At 37.6% G+C, this 24,060-nt stretch carries 21 protein-coding genes; 4 read left to right on the forward strand and 17 right to left on the reverse strand.

Annotated features, from left to right (window positions below; genetic code table 11):
• Nucleotides 1–11: 11 nt before the first annotated feature.
• The 13 genes from lpxB to ACFIJL_RS06610 form a co-directional block, all read right to left on the reverse strand.
• Nucleotides 12–1,208 carry a lipid-A-disaccharide synthase gene (gene lpxB / locus ACFIJL_RS06550; RefSeq protein ID WP_375623642.1) on the reverse strand — a complete coding sequence of 399 codons (1,197 nt, stop codon included), beginning with the start codon at nt 1,206–1,208 and terminating at the stop codon, nt 12–14.
• Complete coding sequence (locus ACFIJL_RS06555) at nt 1,201–2,073, reverse strand: LpxI family protein (protein ID WP_375623644.1); 873 nt, start codon at nt 2,071–2,073, stop codon at nt 1,201–1,203. Before ACFIJL_RS06555 ends, lpxB begins: the two co-directional genes overlap by 8 nt.
• Before the next feature lie 2 nt (nt 2,074–2,075).
• Complete coding sequence (lpxA, locus tag ACFIJL_RS06560; protein WP_375623646.1) at nt 2,076–2,900, reverse strand: acyl-ACP--UDP-N-acetylglucosamine O-acyltransferase; 825 nt, start codon at nt 2,898–2,900, stop codon at nt 2,076–2,078.
• Nucleotides 2,901–2,924: 24 nt separating this feature from the next.
• The gene (fabZ, locus tag ACFIJL_RS06565) at nt 2,925–3,392 is read right to left on the reverse strand and encodes a 3-hydroxyacyl-ACP dehydratase FabZ (protein ID WP_375623648.1); all 468 of its coding nucleotides are present in this window, start codon (nt 3,390–3,392) and stop codon (nt 2,925–2,927) included.
• Between the two features lies 1 nt (nt 3,393).
• Entirely contained in the window at nt 3,394–4,440 is a 1,047-nt protein-coding gene (gene lpxD / locus ACFIJL_RS06570; protein WP_375623650.1) for a UDP-3-O-(3-hydroxymyristoyl)glucosamine N-acyltransferase, read from the reverse strand.
• 65 nt (nt 4,441–4,505) lie between these two features.
• Nucleotides 4,506–6,902 carry an outer membrane protein assembly factor BamA gene (gene bamA, locus ACFIJL_RS06575; protein WP_375623652.1) on the reverse strand — a complete coding sequence of 799 codons (2,397 nt, stop codon included), beginning with the start codon at nt 6,900–6,902 and terminating at the stop codon, nt 4,506–4,508.
• A gap of 203 nt (nt 6,903–7,105) precedes the next feature.
• The gene (locus ACFIJL_RS06580) at nt 7,106–8,254 is read right to left on the reverse strand and encodes an RIP metalloprotease (protein WP_375623654.1); all 1,149 of its coding nucleotides are present in this window, start codon (nt 8,252–8,254) and stop codon (nt 7,106–7,108) included.
• A 15-nt stretch (nt 8,255–8,269) separates the two neighbouring features.
• A complete protein-coding gene (locus ACFIJL_RS06585) occupies nt 8,270–9,085 on the reverse strand; it encodes a phosphatidate cytidylyltransferase (protein ID WP_375623656.1) in 816 nt (271 codons plus the stop codon).
• A 725-nt stretch (nt 9,086–9,810) separates the two neighbouring features.
• Nucleotides 9,811–10,371, reverse strand: a complete 561-nt coding sequence (frr, locus tag ACFIJL_RS06590) for a ribosome recycling factor (protein ID WP_012755044.1) — start codon at nt 10,369–10,371, stop codon at nt 9,811–9,813.
• Nucleotides 10,372–10,408: 37 nt separating this feature from the next.
• Entirely contained in the window at nt 10,409–11,128 is a 720-nt protein-coding gene (gene pyrH, locus ACFIJL_RS06595; protein ID WP_012755043.1) for a UMP kinase, read from the reverse strand.
• A 156-nt stretch (nt 11,129–11,284) separates the two neighbouring features.
• Nucleotides 11,285–12,208: a translation elongation factor Ts gene (gene tsf, locus ACFIJL_RS06600; RefSeq protein ID WP_375623659.1), complete on the reverse strand. Its 924-nt coding sequence runs from the start codon at nt 12,206–12,208 to the stop codon at nt 11,285–11,287.
• Between the two features lie 102 nt (nt 12,209–12,310).
• Nucleotides 12,311–13,090 carry a 30S ribosomal protein S2 gene (gene rpsB, locus ACFIJL_RS06605; protein ID WP_273788135.1) on the reverse strand — a complete coding sequence of 260 codons (780 nt, stop codon included), beginning with the start codon at nt 13,088–13,090 and terminating at the stop codon, nt 12,311–12,313.
• 167 nt (nt 13,091–13,257) lie between these two features.
• On the reverse strand, nt 13,258–14,094 hold the full coding sequence (locus tag ACFIJL_RS06610; RefSeq protein WP_375623661.1) for a cell envelope integrity EipB family protein: 837 nt from the start codon (nt 14,092–14,094) through the stop codon (nt 13,258–13,260).
• A 145-nt stretch (nt 14,095–14,239) separates the two neighbouring features.
• Here ACFIJL_RS06610 and ACFIJL_RS06615 point away from each other — a divergent pair, with 145 nt between their 5' ends.
• Nucleotides 14,240–14,701: a RidA family protein gene (locus ACFIJL_RS06615; RefSeq protein ID WP_375607219.1), complete on the forward strand. Its 462-nt coding sequence runs from the start codon at nt 14,240–14,242 to the stop codon at nt 14,699–14,701.
• A gap of 134 nt (nt 14,702–14,835) precedes the next feature.
• Complete coding sequence (locus ACFIJL_RS06620) at nt 14,836–15,258, forward strand: HIT family protein (protein ID WP_375623663.1); 423 nt, start codon at nt 14,836–14,838, stop codon at nt 15,256–15,258.
• Between the two features lie 7 nt (nt 15,259–15,265).
• Here the strand turns inward: ACFIJL_RS06620 and clpA are convergent, their stop codons facing one another.
• Both clpA and clpS read right to left on the reverse strand, forming a co-directional pair.
• The gene (gene clpA, locus ACFIJL_RS06625; RefSeq protein ID WP_375623665.1) at nt 15,266–17,617 is read right to left on the reverse strand and encodes an ATP-dependent Clp protease ATP-binding subunit ClpA; all 2,352 of its coding nucleotides are present in this window, start codon (nt 17,615–17,617) and stop codon (nt 15,266–15,268) included.
• 6 nt (nt 17,618–17,623) lie between these two features.
• The gene (gene clpS, locus ACFIJL_RS06630; RefSeq protein ID WP_375623667.1) at nt 17,624–17,995 is read right to left on the reverse strand and encodes an ATP-dependent Clp protease adapter ClpS; all 372 of its coding nucleotides are present in this window, start codon (nt 17,993–17,995) and stop codon (nt 17,624–17,626) included.
• 236 nt (nt 17,996–18,231) lie between these two features.
• Between clpS and ACFIJL_RS06635 the strand changes: the two genes are divergently transcribed.
• Together ACFIJL_RS06635 and ACFIJL_RS06640 are read left to right on the forward strand one after the other, a co-directional pair.
• Nucleotides 18,232–19,581 (forward strand): D-alanyl-D-alanine carboxypeptidase, encoded by a 1,350-nt coding sequence (locus tag ACFIJL_RS06635; RefSeq protein ID WP_375623669.1) that lies wholly within the window; start codon nt 18,232–18,234, stop codon nt 19,579–19,581.
• Nucleotides 19,582–19,613: 32 nt separating this feature from the next.
• The gene (locus ACFIJL_RS06640) at nt 19,614–19,892 is read left to right on the forward strand and encodes a hypothetical protein (protein ID WP_375623671.1); all 279 of its coding nucleotides are present in this window, start codon (nt 19,614–19,616) and stop codon (nt 19,890–19,892) included.
• Nucleotides 19,893–21,031: 1,139 nt separating this feature from the next.
• On the opposite strand, the gene ACFIJL_RS06645 is transcribed toward ACFIJL_RS06640, so the two are convergent.
• Nucleotides 21,032–22,423 (reverse strand): L-serine ammonia-lyase, encoded by a 1,392-nt coding sequence (locus ACFIJL_RS06645; RefSeq protein WP_375623673.1) that lies wholly within the window; start codon nt 22,421–22,423, stop codon nt 21,032–21,034.
• A gap of 343 nt (nt 22,424–22,766) precedes the next feature.
• A complete protein-coding gene (locus ACFIJL_RS06650) occupies nt 22,767–23,456 on the reverse strand; it encodes a nitroreductase (protein WP_375623682.1) in 690 nt (229 codons plus the stop codon).
• Nucleotides 23,457–24,060 lie beyond the last annotated feature (604 nt).

A 24,060-nucleotide genomic window follows, 5' to 3' on the forward strand; every position in this document is an offset into this window, starting at 1 on the left:
TATTGCTTTATTTATACAATTTTATTCCTATTTTTTAAAAGAGTAATAATTGTTTGTGCACCAACAACCCCCGATGGTACTTCAGTTTTCATTTTCTGTTCTACCATCTCAAAGGAATCAAGTTGAGCCTGTCGCAATAAAGGATTAGCCAAAAGTTGTTCTACTTGTCTTGCTAACATGCCAGGACGGATTAATTCATTCAAATATTCCGAAACAATAGGCTTATCAGCAATAATGTTTGGAAGAGCAGCACTCCATAACATCATTTTAGGAAAAATAAATAATTTAGAAAAGCGATCAAGTTTATAGCAAAGAACCATAGGAATTTTTGCTAAGGCTAATTCAAGTGAAACAGTTCCATGTGCAGCAAGAGCAACATCTGCTTGTGCAAAAGCACGCCATTTTTCATCTTCACCAACGACAATTTCTATCTTGCTTTTCCAGCATTGCACAAAGTCACGGATTCTATCTACCAAATGAGGTAGGGTTGGTAAAATAATACGTAAATGAGGAATACGTTGTACAAGAATCTCTACTGTTTCTCGAAAAATAGGCATTAAAGAATGAATTTCTGAATTGCGTGATCCTGGCAAAATAACCAATGTAGGTGATAATGTTTGTGTATCAATCAAATTTCTTTGTTCTAATTGGTGTTTTTTTTCTGACTGAACGCTCAAAAGGGGAGGATATGTCAAAAGACGATGTCCAACATAGGTCGTGGCAGGACCTCCCAAATCTTGCATAATCTTTTCTTCAAAAGGAAAAACCGCTAAAATATGATCAACAAATCCACACATAGCTTTTGCACGCTCTGGTCTCCATGCCCAAACGGTTGGTGCAATATATTTAATGATAGGAATAGAAGGTGCTAAAGCACGTACTTTTTTTGCAACACGATGCGTGAAATCAGGACTATCAATAATAATTAAACAATCAGGTTGTTCTTGTGCAATAAATTTGGATAAATTGCGAATATGTAGCAATAATAATGGTAGTTTTTTCAATACTTCCTTTAAACCTATTAAAGCAATATCATGGGAATCAAAAAAGCTTTTTAAACCTAATGCCTTTAAATGCCTCCCCCCAACACCAATCAAATGAATATTGCATCCTATCTGTTGTGATAAACAAGAAATTAAATCGGCCCCAAGTAAATCACCAGATTCTTCACCTGAAACCACTGCAATCTTTAAGAAACAATTATTCATGACCAAACTTTTCAAATGTCTCTATAAATAGAGAATATTTGTTGGCTTTTTCTATTGTTGTTTTCACCGATAATATTAGACTTCTATTTGCCTCCACCGCAACACCAGATAAACCACTCTTTGCAATATTCATTATTGTCGCGGGCCCAATTGATGGCAAATCAACGCGATTATCCTGTTGTGGTTTTGCACATTTTACAAGAACGCCACCTTTAGAGGGAATTTGCCCTCTTTCTCGCATTTCACAAACACGCCACAACATATTATCAGTTCCCTCAGCGCCCTCCAGAGCAACTACCCTTCCTTGGACAACAACAACGGCTTGCCCAATATCCAATTGCCCTAAAAGCTTTGCTGCTTTTGCTGCTAAAAAAATATCTTTTTTCTCTTTTGAAGTAGCACGCCGTACTGTTAAATTAAATTCTATGGGAGCTAAAAGATCTGGTACTATTTCGTGAGCACCAACAACACAAAAACCGTGCGCTTCAATAATCCGTATAAAAGCTTTTAATAACGCATCATCTCCCCTCTTCAAAGCTCCAATTAACTTAGGAAGAGCTAAAAATGTTGTCCAGTCCAGTCGCAATTGTTTAAGAAGTGGACGCTTTTTCACACCACCTGCCAAAACAACATTATATACACTAGCCTCTTTTAAAATTTTAACGAGTCGTGCTAACTCTACAATTGATAGCTCGCAATGCTCATAGCGATAAAGAACAGAATCTGCCTCACCATGCAAAAGCACAAGAAAAGGATTTTCTCCATTCTTCTCAAGAGTCTGCGCAACAGTAATCGGTAGAACACCATTTCCTGCTATAATAGCAGTACGGCCGGAAAGAAAACTTCTGGCTCCCCGAATAGGCATTTTTAATCCTTATATTCTTTTATTCTATCGCCTTCAAATTTTGGTGTACAATAAAAACGCTTTCCTTCTTCTTTAATAAAATTAACAACTTCAGAAACAGACTGAGAAGAAGAATAGAAAGAAGCAACATCACTGACACGCTCTTTAAATGGTTTGCTATGATCAAAAAGCATCGCAACCGCATGACGGAGTGCATGAATATCTTGACGCTCAAGTCCTGCACGCTTCATGCCAATAATATTGAGGCCGGCAAGTTTTGCCTGCACACCAACAGCTGTTCCATAAGGTATCAGATCACCAACCAGCGCAGATACGCCGCCGATAAATGCATGATGTCCAACACGAACAAATTGATGAACAGCAGCACCACCACCAATAATCACATAATCACCAACAGTAACATGACCAGCAATCATTGCGTTATTGGCAAATGTTACATGATTGCCTACATAACAATCGTGAGCGATATGCGCATAACAAAAAAATTGGCAATTATCACCAACAACTGTCATTCCTACACTCGAATCGGAACCCCTATGCATTGTTACACCTTCACGAATCGTACAATTCTTACCAATAAAAAGAGTTGTAGCCCCTCCTTTATGTTTATTATTTTGCGGATCTGCCCCCAAAACAGCATGAGAAAATACTTTACTCTTGGCTCCTAACGTTGTCTTTCCCATTATTACAACATGACTTGTCAAACTACATTCATCACCAATAACAGCCTCTGAACTAATATGGCAAAATGGTCCAACGCGTACATTCTCACCAAGCTGCGCTCCCTTCTCCACAAGAGCAGTTGGATGGATTTTCGTACCGGACATTTTTTAATTCCCATCAAATATCGTTTATGCTTCTTCGACAATCATCGCAGCAATTTCTGCTTCAGCGACGCGAACATCTTCTACTTTTGCAACACATGAAAAACGTCTCATACCAGATCTTTTTTTCAAAAGCTGAACATGGATCTTTAGCTGATCACCAGGTATAACCGGCTTACGAAATTTCGCATTATCAACCGTCATAAGGTAAACTAAATTTGTTTGCTTATTGCCTAAATTTAAAAGTGCTATTGCTCCTGCCGTTTGTGCCATAGCTTCTAAAATCAAAACTCCAGGCATAACAGGCTTTGCGGGAAAATGTCCCGTAAAATGTGGCTCATTAATCGTTATATTTTTAATACCAACCGCTTCTTGTTCACCATCAATATCAACGATACGATCAATCAATAAAAATGGATAACGGTGCGGTAATATTGATAATAGCTTTTCAATATCGACAGCCTCTAAGTTTTTAGTTTTTTCACTGCTGATCATATCAGCGTTTCTCCTTTTTAACTTTTCCCATACTGCGCAACGCCGCTACTTCACGAAACCATTGTTTAAATGGTCGCGCTGGACTACCTCCCCATTTTTCGCCATCCGGAATGTCATTCATAACACCACTACGAGCAGCAATCTGAACAGATTTACCTATTATGATGTGATCCGCTACTCCCACACTTCCGCCAAGCTGAGACATATCCCCTATAGATGTACTTCCCGCAATGCCACATTGAGCGGCAATAAGACAATAGCGTCCAATTTTGACATTGTGGGCAATTTGTACAAGATTATCAATCTTGCTTCCTTCACCAATAACAGTATCTTGAAATGTCCCACGATCAATTGTCGTGTTCGCACCAACTTCTACACCATCCTCAATAATAACACGACCAAGCTGTGGAATTTTCTCGATTCCAGCCCCGCCTCCAACATAACCAAAACCATCTTGCCCAATGCAAACGCCAGGATAAAGCTGAACCTTATCACCTATTATAGAACACTGAACTGTGACCTTAGGAGCAATATAGCAGTCTCGCCCAATACGGCAATTTTCACCGATAACAGCTGTGGATGAAATAAGAGTTCCTGCACCAATCTCAACATTTTTACCAATAACAGCTCCCGCTTCAATACACACATCATCTGCCAACTTAGCCGTTGGATGAATATGCGCATGCGATGAAATCCCCTTCTGCCCCAACCAAGGCATTGGCTTGACAGAATCCGGAAACAAAATACGACCAATCTGAGCAAAGTCACGCTGTGGTGTGGATGTCACCAAAATTGCCATAGTTTCGGGAACTTTAAAAACAATCTCATTCGTACAAAAAACAGCAACAGCAGAACTGTCCAGTAAAGCATCAGAAAACTTCCGATGCTCTACAAAAACAAGAGAACCTTCCACAGCACTCTCAAGTGAAGAAAGAGTATTGATAACTTTATGAGAAAACTCTGGATTAAGAAGCTTTGCACCCGTCAACTCAGCAGCATTTGCAACTGTCAATCGTCGGGACGGCGTAAAAAAAAATGTATCCGCCATCAAAACACTTTCTCTCCCAGCTTAAGCTATTCTCTTCAAGTTTTTCCTTCTTAAAATCGCTCAAATCAGAACTTCGTAGAAATACCAAAATTCAATTGTTGCAAACGATCACCTTCCTGCTTCGTTATTGGCCAAGCATAATCAAAACGCAAAGGACCAAACGGAGAATCCCACATCAAACTCACACCTGCAGATGAACGCCAAGCACTTTTGGTATTGGTAACAGACGGTTCACCCTTAAAAACGGCTTTATAATTATTACCATAAAGCGTAGCAATATCCGCAAATAAAGCACCGCGCAACCCGAACCCTTCAGGCACAACAGGGATAGGAAACTGGACTTCAGCAGTCGCATTCATATATGTCGTTCCCCCCAAGAAATAAACCTCACCCTTACTGGAAACCTGACGTGGACCTATTCCATTATATTTGAACCCTCGAATCATATCAGAATTTACTTTAAACATATCGAAAATACGAACACCATCTCGGCCCATTCCGTGGATATAACCACCCCCAAAGGAAAGCAAACCAACGATATCCTTCTGATCAGAAAGAGTCTTGTACATCATCGCCTTACCCGTGGTCTTTAAGAACTTTGCACTCCCACCAAGCCCTGCATATTCCTGAAGAAGATGCACGTACCATCCATCATGAGGAGATCTCATATCATCAATCGTATTATAGGTGAAACCATAACTAATTGATGAACGTTTCCAAGGGCTGTGTTTTGCAGCTTGAACAATCGCACCAGAATATTTCCCATATAATTCTATTATGTCACTCTCTTTGTCAAAATCATACTCTCCGCCAAAATCATATTCTTCCTGCACATAAGAATAAGCTACATTAGCAGATAATTGATTATTAATAGGTAACGAAAACCGCAGCGATCCACCTGTCTGCCGTACATCATAGGCTTTATCAGCACGATAAGTACTACGAAAAACATCAACGCCAGCAGATAAACGATACCCTAAGAAATAAGGATCAACAAATGATAAATTATAATTACGAGATTTTTCTTGCCCCGCACCTAATCCTAAACGAACATATTGACCACGTCCCCCAAGATTACGTTCAGTAACAGAAACTTCAAGTGACATACCAGGACTTGTTCCCCCTGTTGTATACCCTCCAGAAAGAGAGAGATCTCCTGTTGAAGCTTCAACGACATCTATTACCAAAACAACTTGGTCAGATTGATCTGTAGGAACCATTGAAATATTAACGGCTTTGAAGAAACCTAAACTTTCTAGACGACGTTTTGCCCGCTGTAATAAAGTTTGATTGTAAGCATCTCCTTCGTTTAAATCAATCTCACGGCGAATGACGTAATCACGCGTTTTCTCATTGCCACGTATATCAATACGTTGAATATAAGCACGTGTACCTTGTTCAATATTATATAAAATTGAAATTGTATGATTTGCTAAATTACGATTTCCCCGCGGTTCAACTTTAGCAAAAGCATATCCCGAATCAGCAACTTTGTTATTAATAGTTGCAACAGACTGTTCAATATCCTCTGCACTATAAACATTACCTGGCTGGGTTTTAAGCACCCTTTTTACAGATTGAACATCAATTCCATCAACATCACTTTCAACCTGAATATCGCTAATTTTATAGAGCGCACCCTCATCAAGAACGAAAGAAATTTTATACGTATTGCTTGCCGCATCAAAAGTTGCTTTAGAAGAGACTACACGAAAATCTGCATAACCACGGTTATAATAAAAGCGACGTAAAGCTTCTTCATCAACAGCGAGGCGCTCTTCACTATAAACATCACCTCCCAACAACTTCGAAAAAATTCCTGAAGTTTTTGTTGAAATCACATCACGCAAACGGCGACTTCCAAAGACATTATTTCCCTTAAAAGTGATATCACCAATCTTTGTTTTTTTCCCTTCAACAACATTAAATACCACATTAACCCGCCCTTTTCCGAGGTTAATCGTTTGAACATTAACAGTGATATTATTACGACCAAGAGTTTTATAAGCTTCACGAATTGTATTTATATCAGCAGAAAGCTTAGCAGAATTAAAAGGCTCATTCGGTTTTAAAGAAATAAACCGCTTAAGATCTGGGTCTTTAAAAGATTTATTTCCTTGAAACAATATTTGATTGACAACCTCGTATTCTTTCACGAATACAACCAATTTATCACCCACCGGATTTATTTTAACATCATAAAATAAACCCAATTCGAAAAGGTTCTTCACAGCACTATCAACATCACCACTGGAAACACCTTGCCCAACCTTAATCCCCATATTGTCTCGAATCGCCTGAGAACTTACAAACTTATTCCCACGAACTTCAATAGATCGGACTACAGACGCTTGTATTTCTCCGACCGCAGCAAGTGACATAAAAACCGTTGCTGGGGCAAGCAACCCCATCTTTAACACCAATACAGATGCTGCATTTAAAAACTTTGAATTCGTAGTCATTGGCTTTTTTACCTTACTCTTGTTCCTTGGACATGATGCCTTAAAAAGCTAACTGCCATAACAACCTTTTTACAGCGAGACTTTTTATTCCTTAATTACTCATTATAATGTACAACGCCACAACATTTTGTAGACATGGTAAACAACCTTCAATTTATTTTTGCTATTATTACTCAATTTATAAAGCGTTTTCCATAATTTAATTAGCTAAACCAACAAAAATAATCATTAAAAAAGACAAAGATCATAAAAAGGAGAAGAATGGAAAAACCTAAACGAAAAATGATTCCCTGAATTTTAGCAGATATTTGCCTCCCAGTAATGACTTCAATGACATGCAATAAAAGATGCCCACCATCAAGCGGTAGAATCGGAAAAAGATTAATAAGCCCAACACTTATTGAAAGAAAAGCTGCCAAATTCAACAAAGAGATAAAACCTGTCTCGCTCACTTTCCAAGCAATTTTAACGGTTTTAGAAGGTCCACTTAGTCGACAATGATCCTCTTTTCCTCCTATTAAACGACTCATAAAAAGAACGGTTTGAGTGGCGATAAACACAGTACGGTCTGACGCTTCTCTTATAGCTGTTACAAAACCATAGCGAATATGTTTTATATAAGTTGGATCTAAACGTGCAGGATTATTTAAATCAACAGGAACGCCTACACCTATCATAGCACTTCGAGTTCGATTACCAAATCCATCATCTCGCTCAACGACTTTCGGGGTAATCATTGTTGTAAAGACTCGCCCCATGCGTTCTATTTTAAACTCTATGGGTTCTCTTCCGTGAAAAGTCACATAGTTCATCAAATCTTCAAAACTTTCAACCCGTCGTCCATCCATTTCAACAAAACGATCACCTAATTCCAAACCAGATTGAAGAGCAGGGCTATCTTTTACCAAAGAACCAACAACGGGCTCAATGGCTACACGACCATAGATAAAGAAAAAAAATGTTAGAATAACAACAGTAAAAAGGGCATTGAAAAGGGGACCAGCAAAAACAGTTGCTGCTTTTTTCCAAGCATGCGCACTCGCAAATGAACCATCAACAATCAGAGATGATTGGGATGATACCGTATCGATTTTCTCCTCATCCCCAACAAATTTTACATAACCTCCTAAGGGGATAAGTGCTAAACGCCACTTCGTGCCACGCTTATCTGTATAACTCGCTATCTCTGGTCCAAATCCAAGCGAAAAAACTAACGCCTTAATACCACACCACCGACCAATGAGATAATGCCCAAATTCGTGCACAAAAATGATAATCATAATGATGAAAAGAATACTCAAACTTCTTAAAAGAAAATCACCCATAGTGACGATATGATTTAAAAGTTCCAAACTATCTTCTCCCAATTAGATCATACTAAAAAGATTAAAAGGCGCATCCATATCAGACATAAATGAACCAATTAAATAAAGAAGAAAAGCCGCCCCTACCAATCCGTCTATACGATCCATAAAACCACCATGTCCAGGCAATAAAGAGCTAGAATCTTTAACAGAAAACCGTCTTTTGAGCCATGATTGCCCTAAATCACTCAATTGTGAAACAATTGATAAAACAAGTGTAAGGAGCGGCACAAAAAAACTTGCTAAATTTATATCAAAAAATCCAAAAGCAACCCATATACCACCGAAAACTCCGACAAATGTACCACCAAGTGCTCCTGACCATGTTTTATTAGGAGAAAATTGTGGTGCTAATTTAGGCCCCCCTAATGCACGTCCGATAAAATAACCACCAATATCTGTTCCCCACACTATCGTAAATAAGAAAATAACGACTTGGAACCCCAACATTTCATGATCCCGCAGAAAGCATAAAGCAACAACAGGAAAAGATGCATATAAAAAACCACAAAAAACCCAACCACTCTTCTTTATAGATATGATAGCCAACACCGTAGCCAAAACGATTAAAACACAAAAAATTAATGAAGCAGATACACTCAACACTAAAAAAAAGCCAAAGATCAAATAAAAAATACTTGCTAATATTTTTTGTAAAACACACCATTTTTCTTTAGTAATACTCATCCACTCATAAAGAACAAAACCGCCAATACACCATACAAATAAAAAAAAGAAGTTTCCTCCCAACCATGTTAGATACAACGCAATAACGCCAAAAACAAAAGCTGTCAGAATACGATAAACCAAATTAGACAAAACAACATCCAAACAATAAAAATAGAAAATACAAGCTCTAAAAATTAACGCAAGAAAAACTCTCCTACGCAGTATTTTTATATCATACCTGTATAATTTCTCTTATAATTTATCATAAATAATTCAGTCTACTAAGATAGCGCTTATGAAACTAATAATCAATGAAAACAGCTTCAAAAATCTCTGTCAAGATTAATCCTAAAATATTTTTTAATATTTTCTCAAATATAAAATGAAAAAGCAGCCACCTATGCCCCATACAAATTAACTAATACAGGTTTCGTATAAAAACACTTTTCTATCAACTATTTGTCATTAAAAAACAAATTACGCCACACAACATCTGCTCGATCGATTATACCCACATGTTTTATAATGAGAAATATTAGGCGTATTTTTTTGCGTTATATTCTTTCCGCAACCTTTATTTTAGAATCTTTGAATAATTTCTAATAATACTTTATATTATGCAGTTTAACAAAGACGAACTCAACTAAAAGCCCACACTATGCTGTTAAATAGTGTCCTTCAGTAAAGGGCATGATTTATCACGCAGATAAAAAAATTAAAACATCTGCACTTTCAAATCAATCTCTCCCATATCAAAATGATAAAACACTTTCCTGCATCACACCTTGCTATCACAGAGCACCCCCTCCTATTATCCCTAGAAATAATTTACAGGCTGGGAGTATAACATCCTTTTTTCTAGCGACAAAATCGTCTTAAACGTGCATAATTTCAGATTCTTTTACGGCTAAAATTTTATCAATATCAGCAATAGTTTCATCCGTGAGTTTTTGAACTTTTTCAGATAAACTATGGGCTTCATCTTGTCCAATTTCACCATCTTTTTCTAACTTTTTCAAATTGTCCATACCATCCCGACGAACATGACGTGTAGCAACACGCGCTTGCTCTGCATAGTGATGCGCAATTTTTACAAGTTCTTTACGGCGCTCTTCGTTCAACTCAGGCAAAGGAATACGTAGATTCGTACCATCAGTTATGGGATTTAAACCAAGACCAGAATCGCGAATAGCGCGCTCTACAGCTCCGACCATCGTCTTATCCCATACAGAAACCGAAAGCATCCGAGGTTCGGGAACAGAAATATTAGCAACCTGATTTATATGCACAACAGAACCATAAGATTCAACAGTCAACGGTTCTAATAAACTGGCCGATGCACGTCCAGTCCGCAAACCACCTAACTCATGTTTAAAAGCCGTAATGGCACCATCCATGCGACGTTTCAGATCATCCATAATTGATGTAACATTCATATTTCTGTCTCCTTCAATTGTCCTTTGAAGCTTACCCTTATTCCGATACTATTGTAAAGCGTCCTGTTCCATTCAAGACCTTAGCCAAACCACCTTTTTCATGAATGGAATACACAATAATCGGGACATTGTTCTCACGTGCTAAAGTGACCGCCGTTGAATCCATAACAGATAATCCCCATTGCAAAACTTCAACATGTGTTAATTGGTCAAAACGTTTAGCCGTAGGGTCTATTTTGGGATCTGCTGAATAAATACCATCAACTTGTGTTCCTTTAAGAAGGACATCCGCACCAATTTCAGCTGCACGTAAAGTAGCAGCAGAATCAGTGGTAAAAAATGGATTTCCTGTACCGCCTGCAAAAATAACGACTTTTCCCTGATTCATATAAGCTATTGCTTTACGTTGCGAGAAACTTTCACAAATTTGTGGCATAGCAATCGCAGAGAGTACAACAGTTTCAACCCCTAATTTTGTCAAAGATGTTCGCAATGCTAAAGAGTTAATAGCAGTTGCAAGCATTCCCATATGATCACCTGTCACTCGGTCCCCACCATGTGAAGCAACAGCAACGCCACGAAAAATATTTCCCCCTCCGATAACAACCGCAACTTCTATCCCCATTGTGCGCACTTCTGCAATATCGGCTGCGATACGGTCTACAACAGAAACATCAATACCAAAACTCTGCCCCCCCATAAGAGCTTCACCAGAAGCCTTTAAAAGTATACGTTTATACGGAAGTGCTAATGCCATTCATAATCTCCCCAAAAGCACATTTATTTTCGCTTTTGACACCACGAAGGGCACCACTTTTTTCACGTGACGCCCTTTCAACAATTATATTGTTCTCATCAGAAATTCTACAACCAACGATATCATTTTAAATCTCTGATCAAGAGTTTGCAATAACTAGCCCTTTGCAGCAGCCGCAACCTCTGCAGCGAAATCAGACTCCTCTTTTTCTACACCTTCACCTAACGCAAAACGAATAAAGCCTGTGATTTTTGCTGGTGCACCAATTGATTTCTCAGCGTCTTTTAAAGCTGCTTCAACAGTCATATCAGGATTCATAACAAAAGCTTGAGAAAGCAAAACAACCTCTTCAAAAAACTTACGCATACGTCCTTCTACCATTTTTTCAATGATATTTTCAGGCTTTCCCGACTGACGTGCTTGATCTGAAAAAATTGCTTTTTCACGTTCAACAGCAGCAGCATCAACATCTTGTGCTGTAAGTGCTAATGGATTGGTTGCGGCGATATGCATCGCGACCTGCCGTCCAAAAGCAAGAGCAGCTTCTTTATTTCCTGCCGTTTCAATTGCAACCAAAACACCAAGTTTTCCAAGCCCATCAGCTACACTATTGTGTATATAAGTCGCAACAACACCATTCTCAACAGACAATTTAGCGGAACGACGAAAAGTCATATTTTCGCCAATTGTACCAATTGCATCTTTAATTGTAAGCTCTACAGTCTTCTCAGAGCCTGGATAAAGAGAAACAGAAACAGATTCAACATCCCCTGGCGTATCTAAGGCAGCAGTTGCTACTTTACGCACAATGTCTTGGAATCCATCATTGCGTGCAACAAAATCTGTTTCAGAATTAATCTCAATCAAAACTGCATGTGAATCTTTTGATACGACTCCGATTAATCCCTCAGCTGCTGTACGACCAGCCTTTTTATCTGCTTTAGCTATTCCTTTTTTACGAAGCCAATCAACAGCAGCTTCCATATCTCCATTGGTCTCTGCTAGAGCGGCTTTACAGTCCATCATGCCAGCGCCAGATAGTTCTCGAAGTTCTTTTACTTGTGCAGCAGTAATGCTCATATTTGCCTCTTTATTTTGTAACAGTGAAAGCGTGCAAAATCCCTCTGCACGCCTATAACTTCTTCTTTAGACAATAAAAGTACCTTAATTAGGCATTTTATATTATTCAGAAACTTCTGAAACTGCATTTTCTTCCAAAATAGGTTCCACAGGTGCATCAACTTGAGCTCCTAAATCGATACCCATTGCTCCTTGCTGGCGTGCAATACCATCAAGAGCAGCACGGGCAAAAAGATCGCAATAAAGAGAAATTGCACGTGAAGCATCGTCGTTCCCTGGTATTGGATGTGTCACGTCATCAGGATCACAATTGGTATCAATAATAGCAATCACTGGAATACCTAAACGTTTTGCTTCTTGGAGTGCAATATTTTCTTTATTCGTATCGATAACAAAGATAAGATCTGGAACAGAACCCATATCTTTAATACCACCAAGCGCACGATTAAGCTTTTCACGATCACGTTCAAGATTTAAACGTTCCTTTTTGGTAAAGCCTTGCGCTTCAGCAGCAAGAATTTTATCAAGCTTCCGCAAACGATGGATCGAATTGGAAATCGTTTTCCAGTTTGTGAGCATACCGCCAAGCCAACGTGCATTAACGTAATATTGGGCGGAACGATTCGCCGCATCTGCGATAATGTCAGATGCTTGCCGTTTCGTACCAACAAAGAGAATACGACCACCACGCGCTACAGTATCTGAAACAAGTTTAAGCGCTTGGTGTAAAAGCGGAACGGTCTGAGCAAGGTCAATAATATGGATATTATTACGCTGACCATAAATATAGGGAGTCATTTTGGGATTCCAGCGATGAGTCTGGTGACCAAAATGCACACCGGCTTCTAAAAGCTGGTGCATAGTAAAATCGGGTAGTGCCATAAATATTATCCTTTCCGGTTCAACCTCCGCGGAAAAAGCAGGAAGACCTGCTACCGGCGGATGCTTGCTAGAATTTTCTCACAGATCATTTGCAAACACCCAGACTCCGCGTGTGGAATAGCGCAAACATACTAATATTTGATTCTTTTTCAAGTTATTTTCTTTAATCATTTAATATTTGCATTTTCACATTGATTAAGATCTTTTCCAAGTTCCAAGAATTCGAGACTGTTCAATTTTGCACGCACTGAAAAAGTTCCATAATCTATATGAAGATCACGCATGACACCATTCTCATGTAAGAGAAAACTGCTACGATAAACCGGCAAACCATCTTTATTTTCTCCATCATCAAAATAAGAAATTGTAACAGGCCAATACTCTTCTTCATCCAATTTTCTTACTTTTTCCGTTTCGCTATCAGATAAAAGCGTCTTCTTTTCCCCTATGACGATACTTTCTTTTATAACTTTATCTGCTTTATTTGTCCCATCAAATACAGTAACATTGTAAAAATGATCTCCTGCTTTTGCATGGCGGATAATATTTTTTAGTTGCATCATTGGAAATTCAGCCATGGCAAGCTTATACTCTTTTTCCTTTGGCTTTTTTAAGGTAACTGTAATACCATCTTGCGTACGCTCCGCAACCCCCTCGGCACGATGCACAACCTCTTCTCCCTCTTGATCTGTAATATTAAAACGAAATGTACGGCTATCTCCTGTTTCATAACTCGTCGTCTGTTGATCCGTCAAACGTACTGGCATATCTTCAATGTGAACACGGCTAATGAAACGAAAACGTGTGCTATAGCCTTGGCATGCCGAACCAGTAAGCTCGTAAACCATTCGCCCTGACATCGCAGAAATTGTCATTTCATGAGAAACGCTATCGAGATGAAAATCATAAATTGCTCGATGAGGCACAATAAAAATGGGCTCTTCAGCTCTCGCAGTACATAAAAAAACACTATATAAAATTATTATAAATAATGATCTAATCATTCCCAACTTCCGAACTTTATCCCCGTTGCATAACATCATACAATAAGGCAAAAAAGGCTAATTTCTCAATTAACCACACATTTTCTTAAATAAAAAAATAGATTATGCAATGAATATATTATAGAGCAGCTATGGAGTTAACATTATGACCAATATGATTGAAAAAAACTTAGAAAAATTCGGAATCACTCTTCCTGAAGTAATCTCCCCCCTTGCCAATTACATCACCACTTCACAAAGTGGCAATCAACTCTTTATTTCTGGACAACTCCCTCTTATTAATGGAAAACCAATAGCCATTGGTAAAGTTGGTGCAACTGTGAATACCGAACAAGCCCAAAAAGCATCCGAAGCTTGCGCTCTCAATATTCTCGCGCAACTCAAGGCAACTCTGGGTGACTTAAATAAAATAAAACGTGTGGTCAAAATTACTGTTTTTGTGGCTGTAGATTCTCATTTTACCGATATTCCTTTTGTTGCTAATGGAGCTTCTAATTTATTCGTCAATATCCTTGGTGAAATTGGAAAACACGCCCGTTCTGCTATTGGTGTTGCTTCTCTTCCTATGGATGTTCCTGTAGAAGTTGAAGCCATCATAGAAATCTAAACCTTCATTAAGACAGTGCACCATTCTAAATATAACTGAAGTCAAAATACTTCTTTGTCTTACATTCTGATAAACCTTGCATTCTTTCGTTTTTAAATTAGAATCTTAAACTTACAATAAAAGGAAATATTTGTATGAAACAAGCTTATGACAATAACAATATTTTTGCTAAATTGATTCGCAATGAAATCCCTTCTATTCGTGTCTACGAAGATGATGATGTTATTGGATTTATGGATATCATGCCACAGGCACCTGGTCATACGCTGGTCATTCCTAAAAAAGGCTCTAGAAACTTACTTGATGCAGATCCTGAAACATTATTTCCTGTTATTAAAGCTGTTCAAAAAATTGCAAATGCTGTCAAAAAAGCCTTTCAAGCAGATGGCATAACTGTCATGCAATTTAATGAAGCAGCTAGTCAACAAACCGTCTATCACCTCCATTTTCATATTATACCACGTATGGAGGGAATAGAGCTTACCCCTCATAATGATATGATAACGCCTTCAGAAATACTTGAAGAGAATGCAAAAAAAATTCGTGCAGCTTTATAACACACTCTTAAGTTGTTGTGCTTTTTTTTCCTACACGCTTTTTTGTAAAATTTTCTATTTTACTTTTCTTTGAACTTACAGATATATCGGAAGATGAAATTTCTAAGTGTAAGCTTTCTTTTTTGCCATTTGATTTTTGTGTCAATACGCGAACGGTACCACCATTGCGTAACTTTCCAAATAAAATTTCATCAGCTAATGGCTTTTTAATATATTCTTGTATAACGCGCCCTAATGGGCGTGCTCCCATCTGAGAATCATATCCTTTATTGGAAAGCCATAAAGTTGCAGAAGGGCTTAATTCAAAACAAATTCCCCGATCAGCTAATTGTGCTTCAAGCTGAAAAATAAATTTTTGCACTATCTGATTGATGATTAAATGAGATAAAGGTGCAAATGGAATAATTGCATCTAACCGATTACGAAATTCTGGTGTAAAGAACCGATTGATTGCTTCTATATCCTCACCATCACGATGCACTTTCCCAAATCCAATAGCTGATTTTGCCATATCTGAAGCACCAGCATTGGTTGTCATAATCAAAATAACATTGCGGAAATCAATTTTCTTACCATTATGGTCTGTTAATCTACCATAATCCATTACCTGCAATAAAATATTAAATAACTCTGGATGCGCTTTCTCAATCTCATCTAGCAATAGAACTGCGTGAGGTTTCTGATCAACAGCATCTGTAAGGAGACCTCCTTGATCAAACCCTATATAACCTGGAGGAGCTCCGATTAAACGTGCTACCGTATGTCGTTCCATATATTCTGACATATCAAAGCGCAATAATTCAATGCCTAAAGATGATGCAAGCTGCTTTGCAACTTCAGTTTTTCCTACACCTGTTGGCCCTGAAAATAAATAACTTCCTATTGGTTTATCCGGTTCGCGTAAACCTGCTCGCGCCAATTTTATGGATGAAACTAAGACGGATATTGCCTGATCTTGACCATAAACAACATGTTTGAGTTCTCTTTCAAGCTTACTCAGTATCTTCTGATCATTCCGAGAAACTGTTTTTGGTGGAATTCTTGCAATTGTAGCAACAGTCGCTTCAATTTCTTTAACACCTATACTCTTCTTGCGTTGTTTTTGTGGCAAAAGCTTTTGCGCTGCGCCACTTTCATCAATAATATCAATTGCTTTGTCAGGTAACTTACGGTCAATTATATAACGTGAAGATAATTCTACAGATGCCTTCATCGCCTGATCTGTATATTTAATCTGATGAAAATCTTCAAAGTAAGGCTTCATCCCCTGCAAAATCTTAATCGCATCTGTAACAGAAGGTTCATTAATATCAATCTTCTGAAAACGACGCTCTAAAGCACGATCTTGTTCAAAGAATTTGCGATATTCTCTGTAAGTCGTCGAACCAATACATCGCATAGTTCCAGAAGATAATACAGGTTTCAAAAGATTTGCTGCATCCATATTTCCCCCTAATGTCGCTCCTGCTCCAATTAAGGTATGAATTTCATCAATAAATAAAATAGCATCTGGATACAGCTCAAACTCTTTAATAACTTGCTTTAAGCGTTCTTCAAAATCACCGCGATAACGTGTACCTGCAACAAGTCCCCCCATATCAAGAGAAAATATTGTTGCATTTGATAAAACTTCAGGCACTTGCCCATCAACAATGCGCTTTGCCAGTCCCTCAATTATAGCGGTTTTCCCTACTCCAGGATCACCAACCAAAAGCGGATTGTTTTTTGACCTTCGACATAAAATCTGAATCATGCGTGAAATTTCTATTTCACGGCCAATTAATAAATCAATTTTTCCATTACGTGCTTTACAATTGAGATCAACACAATAATTCGTTAAAGCACTTGTTCCTCTTTCACCATTATCCGAAATCTGCTGATCTAATTGTTCTTCAAGTCCTTCAAGTAACATGGATAATCCATCATCACGCGTGACACCCTGTGAAATAAAACGTACAGCATCATAGCGTGTCATTCCCATCTCTTGAAGAAAATATGCTGCATGGCTTTCACGTTCAGAAAAAATTGCAACAAGAACATTTGCTCCCGATACTTCATCTTTTCCAGCTGATTGTGCATGAATCACCGCACGTTGGATAACACGCTGGAAAAAAGCTGTAGGCTTTGTATCTTCATCAGCTCTAATCTGTTCATCTAACTCTGAGCAAAGATAATTGGTTAAACGCTCTCGTAATTCCTCCACATCTACTTGGCAAGCCTGAATAACGGAATTTGCATCGGCATCATCTAACAGCGCAAGGAGAAGATGCTCTAATGTTGCATATTCATGCCGTGCTTGAGTGGCAATTGTTAATGCACGATGCAAAACCTCTTCAAGACTAGGTGTAAAAGATGGCATAGCTCCTCACTTCCATTCCATTACACATTGTAACGGATGTTCATTTTGACGCGCACATTCCCTCACTTGTAATATTTTCATTTCAGCGACTTCATAAGTATAAGTTCCACATTCTCCTATCCCATTGTGATGAACATTTAACATTATCCGCGTTGCCTCTTCGAAACTTTTTTTAAAAAAGTTCTTCAAAACGAAAACAACAAAATCCATAGGTGTGTAATCATCATTAAGCAAAAAAACTCGACATAATTTAGGTTTTTCGAGTTTTTCTCTAGCCTTAGGTATTATAACCGCACCATGCCTACCTTCATCCCAATTTTTGCCCTTTTCATTATGCATAATATGAGGTATGGAGTTTATTATAAGCGTCTGTTCCATTATCATTTTCCATGCTGCACATTATTTTATTAATTTTAAATTCTTTCATAACTATTGCAATACCTATTTGTATTAGAAAAAAATTTTCCCTCTATGGTTAGACTTCAATCACTCGCTCATAAAATAACTTCTGTAAACAAATTAGTAATACCATTCGTCTAAAATACATCAACAAATTACAGAAAAGGAAGCTTTATAGAAGTTTTTAGGATAAATGGAGAAATAGGATACTGCAAGTGTATATTAATTATCAAAAAATTATGCGCTACTGTAAAACAATAGCAATTTCTTTTGTTATGTTAGCTTTTTCTTACTGTTGGGCATCAGCCACGCCTCAAGGGGCCTATCCTGATAAGTATGCGGCTATTGTTATAGATGCTACTACGGGAAAAACTCTATTTCAAGCCAATGCAACACTGAAACGTTATCCTGCTTCTTTAACAAAAATGATGACATTGTACCTCCTCTTTGAAGCTATGCAGATGCGTCGTGTGACACCAAACACACCAATTCCTGTTTCTCATTATGCAGCAATGCGTCCACCGACAAAAATTGGGTTTAAAGCAGGCCAAACAATTTCTGCTGAAGCAGCAGCTAAAGCACTCATTACAAGATCTGCAAATGATGTTGCTGCTGCCATTGCAGAATATCTTGGAGGTAGTGAAAAAAAATTCGCTCAAATGATGACAGCAAAAGCTCGTAAACTTGGCATGAAACATACACATTTTGCAAATGCTTCAGGACTTCCGGATGTGCGCAATTATTCTACAGCACGAGATATAGCGACTTTGTCATTAGCTTTACGTAAACATTTTCCAAAACAATATAAATTGTTCAAAACAAAAAGTTTTAATTTTCGTGGACATACGATTAACAGCCACAATAAACTCGTAAAAATAATGAAAGGTGTCGATGGAATTAAAACAGGATACACACAAATGTCAGGTTCTAATTTAGCAACTTCGATGCGTCTTGAGGGGCGCTCTATTGTCGCTGTTGTTATGGGAGGCAAATCATCTACTGCACGTGACGAACATATGGCTAGCTTATTGAATCAATATTTGCCCCAAGCAAGCCAAATGAAAAGTGGTGAACGTTTAATAGCTTCTGTACGTTATCACTTACCCACTGGTGCCAATACTCCGATACCAACCATTAAAGATGATTCAAGTAATTTTGACGATGAAATTTCGACTATGTTGACAGCATTTGCAGAACAACCTAAAAACTCCAATATCGCAATAACGGCTGTAAATAAGGTAATTATACCAATACCGAACCCTCAAAAAACTACACCGGTTGAGACTCATAAAATTGTAACAGCCTCTTTGTCCGAAAATGCTGGATGGGCTATCCAAATTGGTTCTCTTCCTAGTGAAGAACAAGCAAAAACTCTACTTTTAAAAGCAAAAAATACAGCTTTTTCCATTTTAAAGCACGCATCTTCACATATGCAACTGTTTGAAAAAAATGGGCAGCGTTATTACCGAGCGCGCTTTACAAGGTTTCAATCAAAAAAAGCTGCATTTGATGCTTGTTCTACATTAAAGAAAGCAAATTTTAACTGCTATACTGTAGCCTACTAAAAGTTTTTGAATTCTGCATTAAGGATAGTATTATGACAGATAATGCTTTTGCTTCATTCCATAAAAAAGAAGTTTTATTGAAGCAATCATCCCTCCTTTCATTGCGTTCTCTTCACGAAGCTGCCGCAAAACTTACTGGTTTAAAATATAATTCGACTGCATTAGATACACAATCTCTTGTTAATCTTCTCATTTGCCAAACAATGCGCAACCGTCGTCTCATAATGCCTCCTGTACGCATTCATTTACGCGTTGCGAGCCAAACTGGTAATGTACCTATTAAAATCCGTCTAGGGGCAACAAATATTTAATTCTACAGACGATCTCTAAAAAATTATTTTATTATTAACCATTATCTACAGCCTTAGAAAATTCTTTGATAGACATACTTCATTATTAAGTTGTAGGAATTGTTCTGATGTTTTTTTCAACTATCCCTAGAGATCTTCAAGATTCCAATCAAAGCATTTTTTAGGACACAAAAAATACCAAATATTTTTTACATTTTGATTTAATATCAAAAATTATCCTTGATATTTTTCCATAAAAAAATGAGAATAGGTTCATTAAATGAAAGCTTATCACTTTAGAGATTATTGTAAAAATTCAATAAAGAAAATTCCCCTTAAATAACGCATCAATTCATCCTACAACATAAACGCTGTACAAATTTCCTAAGCTTTTTGAACTCCAATACGCAAAGCAATTTTAAAATATAAATACTATCGGTGAAAAAAACATAAAAAAGCCTTTTATAAAGAGTCTTAAGTCCCAAGAGTTTTTGTCTATAATATTGAGAGCTGACAAAAGAATGATAGTGCTCGTTTTGCTCCCTTTATAAATAAAGATGTTCATGCTCGATAGCATTTTATATCATTCATAGAGACTTTACATTATACTATTTATATGTACCATTGTGAAATAGATTTCAGATTAAGAGATGTTTCTTTTCAAGATATTTTTTTTCATCATACCAGATGTCCAAAAGATCTTCACTTCTAAAAAATTAAAATCTTTAAAACTCTCTCGTACCTCATCATAATCATTTAGATTTAAAACAAATTTTCCTTGGATACTCAGATATAATCTTCCATTACTTAAAAGATATTTCTATGTAAGCTTTTAAAGTTCTCATAAAACCTAGTAAAAAATAATGGCAAATTGATCATTAATTTTTCCTGACGCTTGTTTATTTTTTCCAAAGTAGACTTGCTTTTCCATTTCAGAGACAAATCAAACATATATAGGTAATACTCTTTCTCCAACCTTGCACGCAAATACTATGACTCGTTAAGAAAGCACTGAACTTGTCTTAAATTTATCTCAAGTATGCTGCTGAATTAAATTTGAATTTTGATTTATAAGGAACAAAAGAACACAAGCTTATCAGAAAAATAATACGATTCCTCTCCAAATAATCCAGTTATGGATTGAAAAAATGTTCCAGCTCTTAACAAGATATCGCATTAACTGCGAGTCCACCTTTACTTGTTTCCTTATAGCGTTCACTCATATCATGACCAGTCTGGCGCATTGTTTCTATACAAGCATCAAGAGAAACAAAGTGATTTCCATTACCATATAATGCAAGAGAAGAAGCGGTTACCGCTTTAACAGCCCCCATTGCATTACGCTCAATACAAGGAACTTGTACAAGACCTGCAACAGGATCACACGTCATTCCCAAGTGATGTTCAAGCGCAATTTCTGCCGCATTTTCAATTTGAGCTGGTGTTCCACCTAACGCTGCGGTCAACCCTGCTGCGGCCATTGAAGATGCCGTTCCAACTTCACCTTGACATCCAACTTCTGCACCCGAAATAGAGGCATTATGTTTGATAACACCGCCTATAGCTGCTGCCGTTAATAGAAAATTATGTATTCCCTCTCGATCTGAATCATCATTAAACTGGAGATAATAACGCAAAACGGCTGGGACGACACCGGCTGCTCCATTTGTTGGTGCTGTAACAACACGACCACCTGCTGCATTTTCCTCATTGACTGCTATAGCATATACCGAAAGCCAATCATTTGCCCAAAGTGGATAATTGTAATTTTTCTTTTGTTTTTCCAAAAGCGTTTCATGTAGCCTTTTAGCACGCCTTGGAACACGCAACCCACCAGGCAACTCACCCTCTTGTGAAAGACCTCTATCAATGCAATTTGTCATAGCTGAAAAAATTTCATCAAGCCCTGCATCAAGAGAAGAACGCTTTATCTTTGTTTCTTCATTTAAGCGCTTCATTTCAGCAATTGAAAGTCCTGATTTTTCTGCCATTGCTAACATTGTACGAGCAGAATCAAATGGATATGGCACCTCAGACACTCCTGGTTCTATATTACCATTCATGTGTCTTAATTCATCCTCAGTTACAACAAAGCCACCACCAATAGAATAATAAATCTGCCGCAAAAGAACATTCCCATCAGTATCAAGCCCTTCAAATGCGAGTCCATTCGTATGTCCAGGGAGGATTTCCTTTCGTTCAAAAATAAGATCACGTTGCACATCAAACTGATAAACGGGATGGTCTTCTGGTTGTACCCTTTTTTCACGTATAACTTTTTCTAACAAGAAGCCCATGTTATCAGGATCAACAGTAGAAGCTTTTTCTCCTAAAAGTCCTAATATGATAGCCCTATCTGTCGCATGCCCAATACCTGTGAAAGCTAAAGAACCATAAAGATAAACACGTATACGAGAAACTTGAATATCAAATAACTGAGAAAAATCTCGTATCCTTTGCAAAAACATATTAGCCGCTGTCATTGGCCCCATCGTATGTGAGCTAGAAGGACCAATACCAATTTTAAAAAGTTCAAAAACAGATAAAAACACGCACCACCTCAAAACTCTAGTATAGCTTGAGCATACGCCTTTCTATAACGTTTGTCCTCTTTAAAATCAAATTGTAAGATAAACTAAAAAAATGACAGCAATAAACACGAGTGTCGCTCGTCTTGCTACCACCCAACACCCTCGTTCTATAGTGCTTTCCATTAGCCCAACCTTCAAAACGGACAATGCCCCTAGAGTCATCACTCTCTTAATGTTTCAAACGTAGTAAAATAAGTGTTAATATGCAACATCATAATTCAATAAAAATGAAAAATTCTTCCCCAGCATATTTTTCATAATGCACCAAGTTCTTCAAAGCCTATGCTTAATGACATAAAATAGTTTATGGACATGCTTCAATGAAACGTACAAAGTTTTCTAACGGTTCTCGTTCTGTCTCAAAATTGTTTTCTGGAGCATTCATATCGCGATAGCCAAGTGCCATACCGCAAATAATATGGCGATCAAAAGGTACAGATAAAAGCGTACGAATCTGTTTATGATAATCAGCAAAAGCTGCTTGGGGGCAGGTATCCAATCCAAATCCACGTGCTGCTAACATAATGGTCTGCATAAACATACCCAAATCAAGCCAACTCCCCATTTCCATATCGTGATCCATTGTAAACAAGAGTCCTACAGGTGCATCAAAAAATAAAAAATTTCGCGCTTTTTGATGAAGTATTTTTTCTTCATCTCCTTTTTGAATTCCAAGACTCTGATAAAGATCCAAACCAACTTTTCGACGCCTTGAAATATAAGGCTCACGCCACTGACGTGGATAATAACTATATTCACGCTCTCCTTTTACACCTGAAAGCACAAGTTGTGAAAGCTCTTGCCCTACTTTCTGTAATACACTTCCTGTAAGCACAATCACTTGCCATGGCTGAATATTTGTTCCAGATGGTGCTCGTGCTGCAAGTTTTAAGATTTCTTTGATTGTTTCCAAACGAACTGGCTGATCAGTAAAAGCGCGAATTGACTTTCGTGACAAAATAGATTGAAAAACACTCATAGGAGAAACTGTCATTGTTTTTACTTTCTTTATGAAAAATAGTTTTTTCTTATCAAGGATAATATACTGCGAAAATACCTTTGCAGCTTTTTCAAACACTCTATTTCTTTAAATGACTGACACATTTCACGCAGTGTTAAACATTCCCCTTAGAGATAGTATAACCTATCTCTTTTAAGAGAAAGAAAATTGTCTAAAAGAAGACAAAATAAATTTTATAATCAATGACTAACTCCCAACTCCGCTAAGCTCTCAAAAAAACTCTCCTCAATTCGTTCTAAATTCTGTAGAAGATCATCAACATCATGCTGCACCTGCTTTAAATCAGCTCGTTTTTATGAATTTTTGCAATTAATTTCTTAAGCTTTTTCTCATCATCAGGTGGGTTTCCAACCATTGTCAACATATCAGATATTTCAGACAACAAAAATTTAACTCTTTTAGCACACAGGATTTGTTTTAATTTATGACGATCCGTTTGAGCATAAAGCCGTGTACTCCGACACCGAAAAGGGATAAGAAGCCCCTCTTCTTCATAGCAAAGTTCGAGCTGTTATTGAAAACTCACGTGTTAATTTTCCAATTGAATAATATTCGTACATTTTATCATTCTGTCTGC

The organism is Bartonella sp. TT119HLJHH (genome assembly GCF_042193385.1).
Classification (GTDB): domain Bacteria; phylum Pseudomonadota; class Alphaproteobacteria; order Rhizobiales; family Rhizobiaceae; genus Bartonella.

Excerpts from the sequence above, each read along its gene's own strand:
- lpxB (WP_375623642.1), bottom strand. The coding sequence starts at position 1,208 with ATGAATAATTGTTTCTTAAAGATTGCAGTGGTTTCAGGTGAAGAATCT.
- ACFIJL_RS06555 (WP_375623644.1), bottom strand. The coding sequence starts at position 2,073 with ATGCCTATTCGGGGAGCCAGAAGTTTTCTTTCCGGCCGTACTGCTATT.
- lpxA (WP_375623646.1), bottom strand. The coding sequence starts at position 2,900 with ATGTCCGGTACGAAAATCCATCCAACTGCTCTTGTGGAGAAGGGAGCG.
- fabZ (WP_375623648.1), bottom strand. The coding sequence starts at position 3,392 with ATGATCAGCAGTGAAAAAACTAAAAACTTAGAGGCTGTCGATATTGAA.
- lpxD (WP_375623650.1), bottom strand. The coding sequence starts at position 4,440 with ATGGCGGATACATTTTTTTTTACGCCGTCCCGACGATTGACAGTTGCA.
- bamA (WP_375623652.1), bottom strand. The coding sequence starts at position 6,902 with ATGACTACGAATTCAAAGTTTTTAAATGCAGCATCTGTATTGGTGTTA.
- frr (WP_012755044.1), bottom strand. The coding sequence starts at position 10,371 with ATGAATGTTACATCAATTATGGATGATCTGAAACGTCGCATGGATGGT.
- pyrH (WP_012755043.1), bottom strand. The coding sequence starts at position 11,128 with ATGGCATTAGCACTTCCGTATAAACGTATACTTTTAAAGGCTTCTGGT.
- tsf (WP_375623659.1), bottom strand. The coding sequence starts at position 12,208 with ATGAGCATTACTGCTGCACAAGTAAAAGAACTTCGAGAACTATCTGGC.
- rpsB (WP_273788135.1), bottom strand. The coding sequence starts at position 13,090 with ATGGCACTACCCGATTTTACTATGCACCAGCTTTTAGAAGCCGGTGTG.
- ACFIJL_RS06610 (WP_375623661.1), bottom strand. The coding sequence starts at position 14,094 with ATGATTAGATCATTATTTATAATAATTTTATATAGTGTTTTTTTATGT.
- ACFIJL_RS06615 (WP_375607219.1), top strand. The coding sequence starts at position 14,240 with ATGACCAATATGATTGAAAAAAACTTAGAAAAATTCGGAATCACTCTT.
- ACFIJL_RS06620 (WP_375623663.1), top strand. The coding sequence starts at position 14,836 with ATGAAACAAGCTTATGACAATAACAATATTTTTGCTAAATTGATTCGC.
- clpA (WP_375623665.1), bottom strand. The coding sequence starts at position 17,617 with ATGCCATCTTTTACACCTAGTCTTGAAGAGGTTTTGCATCGTGCATTA.
- clpS (WP_375623667.1), bottom strand. The coding sequence starts at position 17,995 with ATGGAACAGACGCTTATAATAAACTCCATACCTCATATTATGCATAAT.
- ACFIJL_RS06640 (WP_375623671.1), top strand. The coding sequence starts at position 19,614 with ATGACAGATAATGCTTTTGCTTCATTCCATAAAAAAGAAGTTTTATTG.
- ACFIJL_RS06650 (WP_375623682.1), bottom strand. The coding sequence starts at position 23,456 with ATGACAGTTTCTCCTATGAGTGTTTTTCAATCTATTTTGTCACGAAAG.